Here is a 13,028-nt window from a genome sequence, read left to right as displayed (position 1 = left end):
CCCGGCATGTTTCTCGATGGTATGGATGGGCACGACCACCTTTCGTAGCACCATGGATCGAACGTTCAGAAAGGTTTCCCAGCATCATGACGGCACAACCCGAACACAAGGCATCACCGGGCGGACTGAGCGCTGTGTTGAGCGGCGCCGGCCGTTACAGCGACATCATACTCGCCATGGGCGTAGTAATGATCGTCGGTCTGATGATTCTGCCGTTGCCCTTGTTGGTTATCGACATTCTGGTCGCGGTTAATATTTTGCTGTCCGTCGGGCTCTTGCTACTGGCCATTTATGTCCCCTCGCCCATCGCCTTTTCCAGTTTTCCGAGCGTCATCCTGCTCAGCACCCTGTTCCGGTTGTCGCTGTCGATCGCCATCACCCGCTTGATCCTGCTCGACGCCGATGCCGGCGCCATCATCGAAACCTTCGGCCGTCTGGTGGTCGGCGGCAACCTGATTGTCGGCATTGTGGTCTTTATCATCATCACCGTGGTGCAGTTCATCGTCATCGCCAAGGGTTCCGAACGGGTTGCCGAAGTCGCCGCCCGTTTTACACTGGACGCCATGCCGGGCAAACAATTGTCGATCGATTCCGACTTGCGCTCGGGGCTGATCGACAAGGAACAGGCGAAACAAAAACGTCATTTCCTGGAACTGGAAAGTCAACTGCACGGCAGTCTCGACGGCGCGATGAAATTCGTGAAAGGTGATGCGATCGCCGGCATCGTGATTCTGATCGTCAACATTCTGGCTGGCCTGGCCATCGGCGTGCTGCAAAACGACATGCCACTGGGCGAGGCGGTTCACACCTACAGCATTTTGACCATCGGCGATGGTTTGGTCGCCCAGGTTCCGGCCTTGCTGACCTCCATTTCGGCCGGTCTGATCATCACCCGAACCGCCGGCAACGAAAACGACAGTCACCTGGGCGAAGCGATCACCCGTCAGGTAACCGCCCATCCGCGCGTTGTCACCATCGGCGGGATCATCGCGTTGTTGCTGACCCTGGTTCCCGGTTTTCCGTGGCCAGTGTTCCTGGTGATCGGCATCGCCTTATTGTCTCGAAGCGTCTGGCGTGCATTGCCCGCCAATCGTCACCGGATGGAACAGGCCGCGCGCGAAGCCGCTTCCGAAACGGCGACGCCCGAAGCCATCGCCCTGACACCACCCAGGCCGGTTCAGTTGACGGTCGACCGTCGGTTGCTGGACAGCATTGATGAGCAACGGCTGAACGACTTGATCGAATCGGTCAGTCAGACCATCGAACGCGAATACGGTGTGCCCATGCCCAGAGCTGTGCCGCAGGCCATCGATCGGGCCGCTCAGTTCTGTCGGCTTGAGGCGCACGGCATCACCCTGTATGCCGGCGACCCGTTGGCGACAAAGGACACCAACAGCGATGCCGTACCCCGCCTGATCAGTCCGTCCCTGTCGCAGACGACACACACCGACGAGGAAGCGGCGTTCAGTGGCGTGCTCTACAACGCCCTGTGTCGACACCTGGGTTTGTTCATGGGCATTCAGGAAACCTCCAATCTGCTGAACAGTTGGAATCGGGAATACCCGGATCTGATCAAGGAAATTCTGCGCGTGGTCCCGCCGCAGAAACTGACCGATGTGCTGAGGCGTCTGCTGAACGAAAACATTTCAATCCGTAATCTGCGCGATGTTTTCGAAGCCATCACCGATGTCGGCAGCCGTGAAAAAGACGTCGTCATGCTGACCGAACAGGTGCGCATGTCGCTCAAACGTCACATCAGCCATCGCTTCACCAACGAGAACCGCAGCATGCGAGCGATCCTGGTGCATCCCGAACTGGAGGAGAACCTGCGCCAGGCTATTCGGGAGTCCGGCCAGCAAGGCGCCCAGGGTGTGTCCCTGCCACCGGAATCACTCAAGCAATTGCAGCGACAGATCACCGACCTGACCCGGAACCAACCCGACCGGGACAGCCCGCTGGTGATGCTGTGTTCGGTCGATGTGCGCCGCCATCTGCGGCGGTTGCTGGAAGAGGATCATCACGGCCTGCCGGTTCTGTCGTTTCAGGAACTGGCCGGGGATATTCAGGTGGACCCCATCGGGCGGATAGGAGCGGAGGCATGACGGTGAAGACTGGACTCACATTGTGGCGCCGTTTGGCCCTGATCGTTCTGTTTCAGGGGTCGCTCCTGGCGGCGCCGCTGCCGCTCGACGACGTGACCGACGTGGTGTACGCCTTTCAGGGTGAACGTCTCACCGCTGTACTGACCCGGTTTTTCGCCGACCAGGGCGTGCGCCTGAACATGAGCGATGCCCTCGAGCGCGACCGGCGCACCCTGAACGGCCGCCGCAGCGGCAGTCCGCGCGACATATTCACCAGCCTGGCCGAATCCAACGGCCTGTTGACCTACTACGACAAGCAGGCCGCCTACGTCTATCTGGCCTCGGAAGTGGAACATGATTACCTGCCCCTGAACCCGAAATACGCGCCTCGTATCGAACGCGCCCTGGCACAGATGGGCATGATGGATTCGAACAACCATACCCGGCTCTACACCGACGCCGGTCTGGCTGAGATCCACGGCGTTCCGCGTTATGTCGAACACGCCCGCCAGGTCATCAACACCATCACCGACACGGCCAGCCAGGAAGACAACCTGGTCATTCAGTATTTTCCGCTGAAATACGCCTGGGCCACCGACCGCACCTTCAACGCGGGAGAGAGCGCCGTCACCGTACCCGGTGTCGCCACGCTGTTGCGCAACATCCTGAACGGTCAACCCACGGACAACTATGCGTTCGGCAGCCAGGCCGCGCGGCAAACCGCCGACACCGCACGTCGGGTGACCGGACCGGAAGAGGAGGATCAGCCGCTGTCCGCCGAATCCTTCGACACCCCGAATCGCCGAACCGGGAACGGCCCGGATACCTATCGCGGCGAGGGGGCCGCCAGTGTGGTGGCGGATCCGTATCGCAACGCCGTCATTGTGCGCGACACGCCTGAGAACCTGGCGATGTACAACCGGCTGATCGAGCAACTGGACGTCCCCACCCAGATCGTCGAGATCGAAGCCACCATCATCGACGTCAATACCGACCGGTTGCGCTCGCTCGGTACCGAGTGGCGGTTCGAGGACACCGAAAACAATGTGGATGTGTCATCGGGCAGCAGCGGCGACATCAAGTCCGACTTTATTTCTGCGTTACAGGCCGACTCCACATCGGTACTGCAGCAAGTACCGGGGCTGCAAATCGGCGCCATCGTTGGCGATGAACAACGCTTCGTCACGCGACTGCGTGCCTTGGAAAACGAAGGCGTGTTGAAGGTGTCCTCGCGGCCCAAGGTCGCGACACTGAACGATCTGGAAGCGGTCATCGAAGCCAGCCGGTCGTTATTCGTGCCGGTGGAAGGCGCCTATGAAGTGGACCTGTTCGAAGTGTTCGCCGGCACGGTGTTTCGGGTCACACCCCACGTCATCGAGGACGACGACCAGAACCGCATCCGCCTGACCATCGCCGTGCGTGACGGCGTGGTCGACGTCAATGGCGACATGCCGGTCTCGACGCGCAATTCAGTCAACACCCAGGCCATTATCAACGAAGGGGCCAGTCTTTTGTTGGGCGGCCTCGAACGCGAGGAATCGGTCGTCAACGAGCATAAGATTCCGTTGCTCGGCGACATCCCCATCCTCGGTTATCTGTTCAAAACCAAAAGCACCTCCATCAAACGCTCCGAACGCCTCTTCCTGATTTCGCCCCGGTTATTGACGCCGGACGGCACTCCGGGCTTGGCGGGTTACGGCACGGTCGACCCCTGGACGTCGTCCATCCGGTCGCCGCAACTTTCATCTTCAGACTCAGGCTCTTGCCCAGGGAATTGCGATTATGAACATGGCGATGACTCCTCACAGCAGTACTGAGCACCACGACATCACCCTTGCCCTCAAAGTACTGACGGGCAAGCACGCCGGCGCCGAGCACCCCCTCGGCGACCAGGAATTCCTGCTCGTCGGCAGTGGCGACGACTGCGAAATCATCCTGACCGATGACGGCATCGCACCGCATCATTGTCTGATCACCCGACAGGGGCGGGATCTGTGGTTGCGCCCGCTCGACGCCCAGGTGCGCAGCGACGACGAGACCTGGACGCCGGGCGAAACCGGGGCGTTGGCCGTGGGGCGCGCGTTGCGATTGGGCCAATCGTCCATCGCCATTCAGTCCGCCCTGCCGGCCATTACCGTCGATCAGCCGCAAACGCCGCCGCGGAAACGATCCCGCTGGCGCGTTCTGGGCACCGCTCTATCAACCCTGTGCCTGCTGGCGGTCACCGGCGTCTATTTCCAGGGGGACGTTCAGGCCTACTGGCCTGGCGAATCGACTCACCCGATCGCGCCCGACGTGCCGGATTCATTGGCCGAGGTCCACTCCCCGGCCGACCTGCCCTGGATCCGGTCGGTTGTGGGCGACTACCGGGCACTGGACACCCGCCTGTCGAGCGTGGACATCCGACCGACCGGCCAGGACCCGCTGGCCCGGGACGTTCAGGAGATTCTGCGGCTGTCCGGCATTGCCGCCGCCGCCCGAACGCTGGGCGCGGGTGAGGTGGAGATTACCGGCCATTTTGGCGACGGTGAGCAAATCGCCGCCATTGTGCAGTCCCGCGCCATGCGGGAGATCGAAGGGCTGGAGCGGGTCGTCGCGGTCAACCTCGACCAGACAGTCGCGGCCGAACCCGAACCGGCTTCCCCGGCACCACCACGTGTGACCCAACTGGTGACCGGCCCGGACCCGTATCTGGTCACCGAGGACGGCTCCCGCTATTACCCCGGCGCCACCCTGCCGGACGGCAGTGTGCTGGTCGACGTCGAGGCCGCCCACATGGTGGTCGAGCAAGAACAGCAGCGGTATCGGGTGCTCGCCGCCGGTCAACCGCTGAACGGCGCCTATCTCGCACCGGAAAATCACATTCACTGAGGCAGTCCAACACCACCAAGGAGATCCACATGAGCACCATCGACAACACCAACAACGCCAATCTGTTCAGTGGCATGCAGAGCAAGACCGGCAATACCGCTGCGGTCAGCGACCAGGACCTCGGCAGCTGGTACGAAGCCATGGCCGAAGCCTGGGGCGGCGCATTGGACGACCAGGCCGGTCGCATTACCGAACTGTCCGACGCCGTGGCCGGCGGCCAGGACAACCCGTCGACCATGACGCTGCTGACCGCCGAGAGCATGCGCATGCAGTTTCTGGCCAACAACGCCTCGACCTCGACCAACAGCGTCGGTCAGGCACTCGAATCCCTGGCCCGCAAACAATAAGCCGAACCTAACCTAGGGAGGTTCCCCATGGATCCCGTGGCTGCAATCACCTTTGAGATCGGCCAGGCACAACAAACGGTCACCCAGGCGCCGCAAGGCTCTGGCCAGGTGACGGTATTCGAGATGGCCCAGTTCGAGCAGGCCGTCCAACAGCAACAACAGTCTCAGTCGGTGGAAAAAAGCCAGGCGGTCGAGGCGACGGTCGAAAACAACGGTTTCAAACAGGCCGCTGAGATGCTCGATTCGCTCAATGGCCGGATGGAGGGCCTCGGCCTGGAAGCGTTGCGTTTCGCCGCCGAGCAGAAGGAGTTGACGCCGGCCGAGATGCTGAAGATCACCGTGCATTCCCATCACTTTCTGTTTCAGAGCGAGTTGACGGCCAATGTTGCCAATCGAACGTCCGAAGGCATTCAACAACTGTTCCGCCAGCAGTCCTAAGCGCTGGTGGCTGATCCTCGCGTGCCTGCTGGCGCTGGCCGGCTGCAACGAGGAGTCTCTCTATTCGATGCTGGACGAGACCCAGGCCAACGAAGTCCAGGCGGCACTGCTGCGTGAGCAGATCGACGCCCGCAAGGTCGCCGCCCAGGACGGCGAGCACTGGATGGTCACGGTGGATCGCGCCGCGATTCCCAGGGCCATGGCCGTGCTGCGCGAACAGGGCCTGCCGCGTACTCGGACCACCAGCATCGGGCAGGTGTTCGAGAAGAAGGGGTTCGTCTCCTCCCCCCTGGAGGAACGGGCGCGCTACCACTACGCGCTCTCCCAGGAACTGGCCGGCACCTTGATGGAAATCGACGGCGTGGTATCGGCCCGGGTGCACGTCGCCTTGCCGGAAGCGCAGGTCCTGGACGAAAACCAGGATTCGGCGTCGGTCTCGGTGGTCATGATCCAGGAACCGGACGTCGATCTGTCGCCGTACGAGACCGACATCAAGGCCATTGTCACCGACGGCATCGAGGGGCTGGACGACGTCAACCGAGTCACGGTCAAGTTCTTCAACCGGCGCGAGAGTCCGCCGATGCCGGCACCACAGCAACCGGACAACACCCTGACCGTGGACACCTGGATGGTGTGGAGTGCGGCGGCCGGTGCTCTGGGCCTGTGCCTGCTGGCCGCCGCGATCACCGCCTGGGTCCGCCGGCCGGCCCGGGTGCTCGCCCCCTCGGTCGTGGAGAACCGGTCATGAACGACGCCCAGGCCAACACACTGGCGCAAAGCGCCATGCGCGACCTGCACCCGAGCTGGCTGGCGAATCTGGACAGCGACCTGGTGATTCAGGCGCGCGGACGGGCCCTGGGGCGCCAGTGGCTGGCGGACCGGTTGGCCCGGACCGAAAGCCTGTACCGCGACCTGCAGGTCTACTCCGACGCCCTGCGTCCACCGCACCTGCCGGTCTGGTTGTTTCAGCCCTTGCCGGTCGGTCTCGACCGCGCCCTGGGTGCCCATGCCTACGCCGGTTTGATCAAGACCTCCGTCGCACGAGCCCAGGTCGCCCACTGGCGCGACCTGCTGGGGTCGGATCTCTACACCCGGGTGCTCAATACCCCCGCCGAGGGCGACCCCGGTCCCGTTGAATCCCAACCGAACCCGCGGGCCTCCGATATGGGCGAGCGGTTACGCCGACAGGGCGCCATCGAACTGTACCGCGTCGCCTTCGCACACCATCCATTGGCGGCCGAACGCATTCAACTCGGCTTTCCACGCGATTGGGCGCTGTCGAAGGGGCGGGCCAGGTTGTCCACGCCGCGAGCCCGGGCCGTAATCGAGACGGTGCGGGAAACGCCCAATGCCGAACCGGCGCCCGCCTGACCCCGGAGAGGAACGCATGACGACACTGGCGATATTCGATACCCAACCACAAGTCGAGGAACGGCGCTGGTCACTGGTCGCACAGACCCGGCGCATCCCCAAGGCGGCCTTCCGGGAATTGGAGCACGCCGACCGGATCCTGCGCGAGGCCGAATCGGTCTGGCAGGATGCCCGGCATGAAGCCGACGCGTTGCGCCGACGTGCCTTCGACGAAGGCCGCCAAGCCGGCTGGGACCAGGCCCTCGCCGAGACCCTCGACACCCTGACCGATGCCCAGCACCAAGCCCAGGCGTTCGCCGAACAGTCCGACCGACGAGTCCTGCAGCTGGCCGCCGAGCTGGTGCGCAAGATCCTGCCCCGCCTGTCGACTCAGGATATTGTGGACGACCTGCTGTTACAGGCCCTGAACGCCATGAATGCCGGTCGCTACATCCAGGTGCGCGTTCATCCCGATCATCGCGCTCTGGTCGAACAGACGCTGGCCCGGCGGGGCGGCGGGCCGGGTCCGGCCGAGTCGGTGACGGTCGTGACCGACCCGACGCTGGATCGGTACGACTGCCGGGTCGAATCCGAACTGGGCCGCATCGAAGCCGGGTTTCACCAGCAACTCGCCGCGCTGCTGACCCAGGCCGAGGAGCCCGCACCATGACGCTCGCTCCTACACCGACCGACGACCCCCTGGTGCGCGCCATCCGCCGGGCGGACCCCATGATCCGGGTCGGCCGGGTGGCCGAAGCCTACGGCACCCTGGTCCGGGCCACCGGCCTGGTCAGCCGCATCGGCGATCTGTGTGTGCTCAAGGAACCGGTCACCGGACAGCAATTGACCGCCGAGGCGGTCGGCATACAGGGCCACACCACCTTGCTGACGCCCCTGGGCGCGCTGGAGGGGTTGTCGACCGGCATGGAGGTCTGGCCCGCCCGGCGCAGCAGTTCGATCCCGGTCGGACCGGGCCTGCTCGGGCGCATCCTCGACGCCCAATGCCAACCCATGGACGGTGGACCGACGCCGGAATGCCCGGCGACCGCGCCGCTCTACCGCGAAGCACCGGATCCGATGACCCGGCGACCGGTCGACCAGCCCCTGGCCACCGGCGTCAAAGCCATCGACGCCACGCTGACCACGGGCCAGGGTCAGCGCGTCGGCCTGTTCGCGGCGGCCGGCGGCGGCAAGAGTACCCTGCTGGGCATGCTGGCGCGCGGCGCCGATGCCGACGTCAATGTCATCGTGTTGGTGGGTGAACGCGGCCGCGAAGTGCGTGAATTCATCGACGACAACCTCGGTTCCGAGGGGTTGGCCAAGAGCGTGCTGATCATCGCCACCTCGGACCGTCCGGCGCTGGAACGGGCGCGCGCCGCCCTGGTCGGCACCGCCATCGCCGAATACTTCCGCGACCGGGGCCTGCGCGTTCTGCTGCTGATGGATTCGGTCACCCGCTACGCCCGCGCCTTGCGCGATGTCGGCCTGGCCATGGGCGAACCGCCGACCCGACGCGGGTTTCCGCCGTCGGTGTTTTCCTGGTTGCCGCGCCTGTTCGAACGCGCCGGCAACAACGACACCGGCTGTATCACCGGTTTCTACACCGTCCTGGTCGAGGACGCCGACGAAGGCGACGACCCCATCGCCGAGGAGGTCCGCTCGCTGCTCGACGGCCACATCATCCTGTCCCGCCAACTGGCCGCCCGTTCCCATTACCCGGCCATCGACGTGCTGAAGAGCACGAGCCGGGTGATGAACCGGATCGCGAGCGCACCGCATCAGGCGGCCGCGCAACGGCTGCGCGAATGGATGAGCAAGTACAACGAGATCGAACTGCTGGTACAGATCGGCGAATACAAAAGCGGGACCGATGCCCTGGCCGATCAGGCCATCGCCGCCCAGTCGAACATTCAATCGCTGCTGCGCCAGGGTGTGGGCACACTGGAGTCCTTCGACCGGACTCGGCAGCGACTGATCGAGATCACCCAATGACCGATGACCGCCCGCAAATTCGACAACTCATCCGCATCCGTCAGCGCCGTGTAGACGCGGCCGATCTTGAACGTGGACGGTTGGCCGAGCGGAAACACGCCCAGGCCGCGACCATCGAGACTCTGGTCCGGCAGCGCTCGGCACTGGCCGACCAACGGGCCGTGCTGCGCCAGCAACGCATTGAACAGCCGATACGCGCGACCGATCTGCAACGCCAGGATCAATACCAGCACCGTCTGCAGGGACGCATCGACGCGTTGGACCGCGACATCGACCGGGAACGCCAAACCTTTGAAGAGATCGAAGCCGCCCTGCAACAGGCGTTACGACGCTGGCGTCAGGCCCGGGCCAGCCTGGACGCCCTGGAACAACAGTGGCGACGGCTGCAACGCCAGCACCGCCGCCGCAATGACAAAAAAGACGAACGGACGCTCGACGATCTCAGCGTCGGCCGTCACACAGGAGCCGAACCCATGAACTGGCAGACATCCACTCGCATAGACACCCATCTGGAGAGCGCCACATCCGGGCGTAGCCAACCCCAACCGCCCAGTCGCGAAGACCGGGGACGATTTGAGCGGATGCTGGACGAGGTGAAATCACGGGATCCGGATGCCGAACAGACGGAACAGAACACGGACGATGAATCGGAAACGGATCCGCTCGCCCCCGACTGGAATGCATTGAACGGGCCGGGCACAGGGGCCTCGAACGAGGCCGGGCTGTCCGAAACGGACCGGCCATTAACGCAACTGAACACCCCGGCCATGCCAGCGGCCCAGGCGTTGGAGCCGTCGGTCCACTCCCAACCGGCACCGGGAACGAATCAGTCCGACTTTGCCGACCTCATGGCCCGGCACGTGCAGCAGATGCTGGTCTCGGAACCGATGAACGGCAAACTGCAACACGAACAGCAGCTAATGCTACGCCTGTCCGACCAGATCCTACCCAACACCCAGGTCATGCTGTCGCGCAACGCCCAGGGGTGGACCTTGAAGGCCCAGTCATCGGGCCGGGACAATCTGGATTTGATTCGGAAATCGTCGGACAAACTGGTGAGCCGATTCAGCGAGGCCGGGCTGGGTGATTTGAATGTGGAGACAGAGCTGCAGGAAGCCCGGGAACAACCGTAGGGCAGAAGAGCGACAGCGTTATCTGCCATGTGGGCGAAGCCCACCCGTGTAGCCGAAATAACAGCCCATGGCTAGTCCATGGCAGATAACGCCCTTCGGGCTCTTCTGCCCTACGAACTGCCCCAATGTAGGCTTATTCGAATAGGTTGGATCGGTCCGACGCCTCGGTAGCCGAAACTCAATTCAACCTACTCGTCATCCTTCGGTGCCTGTTGCAACGTCAACTTAAACCCCAACTTATTCAAATACTGCGCTTCCTGTTCCAGGTCCGCCTGGGTCAGCCCGTGGCTTTCCCACCAGCCGGGTTCGGCGGTCAATTCGATGTCCGCTCCCTGTACCCGCAGGTGCAATCCCTCGGAGGTGCTGCCGGTCCGGGCCCGGTGCAACACAAACGATACCCGGAACATCGCCAGCAGCACGGGCAGCATGGTCTGGTCCTCCTCGGGCAACGAAGCGATGGCATCCTGCGCCGGTTTCTTGCGATGCAGGCCGACCAGCGTCGTCAGTCGTTGCTGCTCCTCATGGCTGAAGCCCGGCAAATCACAATGCTGGACGATGTAGGCACTGTGTTTGTGATACTGGCTGTGACTGATGTCCAGCCCGACCTCCGCCAGCTGCGACGCCCAGCGTAAATACATCGACCAGGGACCGGCATCGTTCAACCCCAGCGCTTCGCGGTTGTCGTTCAAAAAGCGAATCGCCGTGTCGCCGACACGCTGCGCCTGTTTCTCGTCGGCGTGAAACCGGCTGGCCAGGTGTGTGACGCTGCGGCTGCGCACATCACCCTGATCGATCCGGCCGATCAGGTCGTAGAGCAGGCCTTCGCGCAGCGCCCAGGGCGAGGCTTCCATGGTCTCCAACCCCAAACCATGAAACACCGCACGCAGGACGATCAACCCACCCAGAAACACCGGCTGACGGTCCGAGGCGAGACCGTCCGGTTTGAAATCCTGAATGCTTTTGGCTTGCCCGGCCTGGTCGCACAGGTCATCGAGCAGCTTGCGGGTGATGACCGGCTGGCCGGTCACCGCTTCGGCCACCTTGGAGATCGACTTGATCGTGCCGGAACAACCGATGGCCCGTTGCCAGCCGACCGCCAGAAATTCCTCGCGCACCGGTTCGATCTTCTGCAGGCAGTAGGTCGTCGCTTTCTTGATCGACTTGCGGGAGATCGAACCCTCGCCGAAAAACTCCCGGGTCAGGGCGACACAGCCCATGCCCAGGCTTTCCAGCTGCAACGGCTGGAACTGTTCGCCGACAATGACTTCGGTGCTGCCGCCGCCGATGTCGACCACCAGGCGCCGATCGAGTTCATCGTCCAGACTCTGCGCCACGCCCTGATAAATCAGGCGGGCCTCCTCGGCGCCGGAGACGACATCGATTTTGTGGCCCAGCGCGACTTCGGCTTTTTCCAGAAAAGGATCGGCGTTGGTCGCCTTGCGCAGGGTGCGGGTGCCGACGGCGCGGACGGAATGGGGCGGCAGATGGCTGATGCGCTGGCCGAAGCGGCTCAGGCATTCGATGGCGCGCCGTTGGGACAAATCGTCGAGCGTTCCGTCCGGGCACAGCCCGAAACCCAGACGGACCGGTTCCTTGATCCGGTCGAGCACCTTGAGCTCACCGCGTTCGAGCCGGGCCACGATCATGTGGAAGGAGTTGGACCCCAGGTCGATCGCGGCCATTTCCTCGTCTCGGTTTCGCCAGAAATCGGACAACTTGAGCATCGTGGGTGCAACCTTATCGCGGACTTGCGACAATGCTGACGGAAGTCGCAATGAGGAGCAAGCGCCATGGCGATCCACGCCTTTCGCGGTATTCACCCGACCTTCGGTCAGGGTGTGTTCATCGATCACCAGTCCACCCTGCTGGGCGACGTTACGCTGGGCGACGATGTGTCGGTCTGGCCGAACGCGGTCATTCGCGGCGATATGCACCGCATCAAGATCGGGGCCCGCACGTCGGTTCAGGACGGGGCGGTGTTGCACATCACTCACGCCAGCGATTACAACCCGGGCGGTTATCCGCTGACCATCGGGGAGGATGTGACGATCGGGCACAAAGCCTGCCTGCACGGGTGCACCTTGGGTAATGAGATTCTGATCGGCATCGGGGCGACGGTTCTGGACGGTGCCGTGGTGGAGGATCAGGTGGTGATCGGGGCGGGCAGCCTGGTTCCGCCGGGCAAACGGTTGGAGTCCGGTTACCTCTATGTCGGTTCACCGGCTCGTCAAAAGCGCGAGTTGACCGATCAGGAAAAGGCCTACTTCAAATACTCCGCCGCCAACTACTGCAAGCTGAAGGACGAGTACCTCACCGAAGGGTTGGGTGCTTTGCATGCCAGGAGTTGAGTTTGGTGGTTGGATTGGAATTGGCTCGGTTTAGTTTGTTGCCTGTGGGATGGGTTGTGATTGCTCACGCCACTGGCAGCGCAGTATTGGTAGCCAGGAATTCGTGTGGGGTGGTGCGCAGGGCCTGGCGGGTCGTCGTAAATACGTCCATGTAGACTAGGCCACAACATCCATGTTGTGGACTACCCGCCAAACCCTACCCACCACCCCACACTGGTTTTTGTATCAACGCTGAATCTATCGTCTCCTAACATCTTCATATAATTCGCTAATCAATTCACTGCGTTTACTTCATTAATTGCGCACTAATTATTCGCAATTACTACTTAATGACTCAAGTTTCGCGGTGCAAACCTGTAGGGTGGGCACCGAGGCTGTGAGAGTATTTTTTTGCCGGCATCACATTGGTTTTAGGCTCGTTCATGCTGGTTAGAATGCCCTCCGGCACCCGCAATTGGTATTTCGACC

Annotated in this window: 12 protein-coding genes; 11 read left to right on the top strand and 1 reads right to left on the bottom strand. The window is 62.8% G+C overall.

Annotation, left to right across the window (positions count from 1 at the left end):
- The first annotated feature begins 86 nt into the window (after positions 1 to 86).
- The 10 genes from IE111_RS23785 to IE111_RS23740 are packed head-to-tail and all read left to right on the top strand — an operon-like array spanning position 87 to position 10,212.
- The gene (locus tag IE111_RS23785; RefSeq protein WP_189613660.1) at positions 87 to 2,102 is read left to right on the top strand and encodes an FHIPEP family type III secretion protein; all 2,016 of its coding nucleotides are present in this window, start codon (positions 87 to 89) and stop codon (positions 2,100 to 2,102) included.
- Positions 2,099 to 3,898 (top strand): type III secretion system outer membrane ring subunit SctC, encoded by a 1,800-nt coding sequence (gene sctC, locus IE111_RS23780; RefSeq protein ID WP_189613658.1) that lies wholly within the window; start codon positions 2,099 to 2,101, stop codon positions 3,896 to 3,898. Before IE111_RS23785 ends, sctC begins: the two co-directional genes overlap by 4 nt.
- Positions 3,876 to 4,952, top strand: a complete 1,077-nt coding sequence (locus IE111_RS23775; RefSeq protein WP_189613656.1) for an FHA domain-containing protein — start codon at positions 3,876 to 3,878, stop codon at positions 4,950 to 4,952. Before sctC ends, IE111_RS23775 begins: the two co-directional genes overlap by 23 nt.
- Positions 4,953 to 4,981: 29 nt before the next feature.
- Positions 4,982 to 5,299 carry a hypothetical protein gene (locus IE111_RS23770; protein WP_229805505.1) on the top strand — a complete coding sequence of 106 codons (318 nt, stop codon included), beginning with the start codon at positions 4,982 to 4,984 and terminating at the stop codon, positions 5,297 to 5,299.
- Positions 5,300 to 5,326: 27 nt separating this feature from the next.
- Positions 5,327 to 5,737, top strand: a complete 411-nt coding sequence (locus tag IE111_RS23765; RefSeq protein ID WP_189613655.1) for a hypothetical protein — start codon at positions 5,327 to 5,329, stop codon at positions 5,735 to 5,737.
- A complete protein-coding gene (sctJ, locus tag IE111_RS23760; protein WP_189613653.1) occupies positions 5,682 to 6,485 on the top strand; it encodes a type III secretion system inner membrane ring lipoprotein SctJ in 804 nt (267 codons plus the stop codon). The genes IE111_RS23765 and sctJ overlap by 56 nt, the downstream gene beginning before the upstream one ends.
- The gene (locus tag IE111_RS23755; protein WP_189613651.1) at positions 6,482 to 7,108 is read left to right on the top strand and encodes a hypothetical protein; all 627 of its coding nucleotides are present in this window, start codon (positions 6,482 to 6,484) and stop codon (positions 7,106 to 7,108) included. The genes sctJ and IE111_RS23755 overlap by 4 nt, the downstream gene beginning before the upstream one ends.
- 16 nt (positions 7,109 to 7,124) lie before the next feature.
- Positions 7,125 to 7,757 carry a FliH/SctL family protein gene (locus tag IE111_RS23750; protein WP_189613648.1) on the top strand — a complete coding sequence of 211 codons (633 nt, stop codon included), beginning with the start codon at positions 7,125 to 7,127 and terminating at the stop codon, positions 7,755 to 7,757.
- Entirely contained in the window at positions 7,754 to 9,079 is a 1,326-nt protein-coding gene (locus tag IE111_RS23745; protein ID WP_189613646.1) for a FliI/YscN family ATPase, read from the top strand. The genes IE111_RS23750 and IE111_RS23745 overlap by 4 nt, the downstream gene beginning before the upstream one ends.
- Positions 9,076 to 10,212, top strand: coding sequence for a hypothetical protein (locus tag IE111_RS23740; protein ID WP_189613644.1), 1,137 nt, complete (start codon positions 9,076 to 9,078; stop codon positions 10,210 to 10,212). The genes IE111_RS23745 and IE111_RS23740 overlap by 4 nt, the downstream gene beginning before the upstream one ends.
- A gap of 188 nt (positions 10,213 to 10,400) precedes the next feature.
- Here the strand turns inward: IE111_RS23740 and IE111_RS23735 are convergent, their stop codons facing one another.
- Complete coding sequence (locus IE111_RS23735; protein WP_189613642.1) at positions 10,401 to 11,936, bottom strand: Ppx/GppA phosphatase family protein; 1,536 nt, start codon at positions 11,934 to 11,936, stop codon at positions 10,401 to 10,403.
- A 66-nt stretch (positions 11,937 to 12,002) separates the two neighbouring features.
- Between IE111_RS23735 and IE111_RS23730 the strand changes: the two genes are divergently transcribed.
- Positions 12,003 to 12,560 carry a gamma carbonic anhydrase family protein gene (locus tag IE111_RS23730; protein ID WP_189613641.1) on the top strand — a complete coding sequence of 186 codons (558 nt, stop codon included), beginning with the start codon at positions 12,003 to 12,005 and terminating at the stop codon, positions 12,558 to 12,560.
- Positions 12,561 to 13,028 lie beyond the last annotated feature (468 nt).

The organism is Saccharospirillum salsuginis (assembly GCF_014651855.1).
In the GTDB taxonomy this organism is placed as follows: Bacteria; Pseudomonadota; Gammaproteobacteria; order Pseudomonadales; family Natronospirillaceae; genus Saccharospirillum; species Saccharospirillum salsuginis.
The sequence above is the reverse complement of the archived record's forward strand: the minus strand, read 5'-3'. Positions and strand labels throughout refer to the sequence as shown.

Excerpts from the sequence above, each read along its gene's own strand:
- IE111_RS23785 (WP_189613660.1), top strand. The coding sequence starts at position 87 with ATGACGGCACAACCCGAACACAAGGCATCACCGGGCGGACTGAGCGCT.
- sctC (WP_189613658.1), top strand. The coding sequence starts at position 2,099 with ATGACGGTGAAGACTGGACTCACATTGTGGCGCCGTTTGGCCCTGATC.
- IE111_RS23775 (WP_189613656.1), top strand. The coding sequence starts at position 3,876 with ATGACTCCTCACAGCAGTACTGAGCACCACGACATCACCCTTGCCCTC.
- IE111_RS23770 (WP_229805505.1), top strand. The coding sequence starts at position 4,982 with ATGAGCACCATCGACAACACCAACAACGCCAATCTGTTCAGTGGCATG.
- IE111_RS23765 (WP_189613655.1), top strand. The coding sequence starts at position 5,327 with ATGGATCCCGTGGCTGCAATCACCTTTGAGATCGGCCAGGCACAACAA.
- sctJ (WP_189613653.1), top strand. The coding sequence starts at position 5,682 with ATGTTGCCAATCGAACGTCCGAAGGCATTCAACAACTGTTCCGCCAGC.
- IE111_RS23755 (WP_189613651.1), top strand. The coding sequence starts at position 6,482 with ATGAACGACGCCCAGGCCAACACACTGGCGCAAAGCGCCATGCGCGAC.
- IE111_RS23750 (WP_189613648.1), top strand. The coding sequence starts at position 7,125 with ATGACGACACTGGCGATATTCGATACCCAACCACAAGTCGAGGAACGG.
- IE111_RS23745 (WP_189613646.1), top strand. The coding sequence starts at position 7,754 with ATGACGCTCGCTCCTACACCGACCGACGACCCCCTGGTGCGCGCCATC.
- IE111_RS23740 (WP_189613644.1), top strand. The coding sequence starts at position 9,076 with ATGACCGATGACCGCCCGCAAATTCGACAACTCATCCGCATCCGTCAG.
- IE111_RS23735 (WP_189613642.1), bottom strand. The coding sequence starts at position 11,936 with ATGCTCAAGTTGTCCGATTTCTGGCGAAACCGAGACGAGGAAATGGCC.
- IE111_RS23730 (WP_189613641.1), top strand. The coding sequence starts at position 12,003 with ATGGCGATCCACGCCTTTCGCGGTATTCACCCGACCTTCGGTCAGGGT.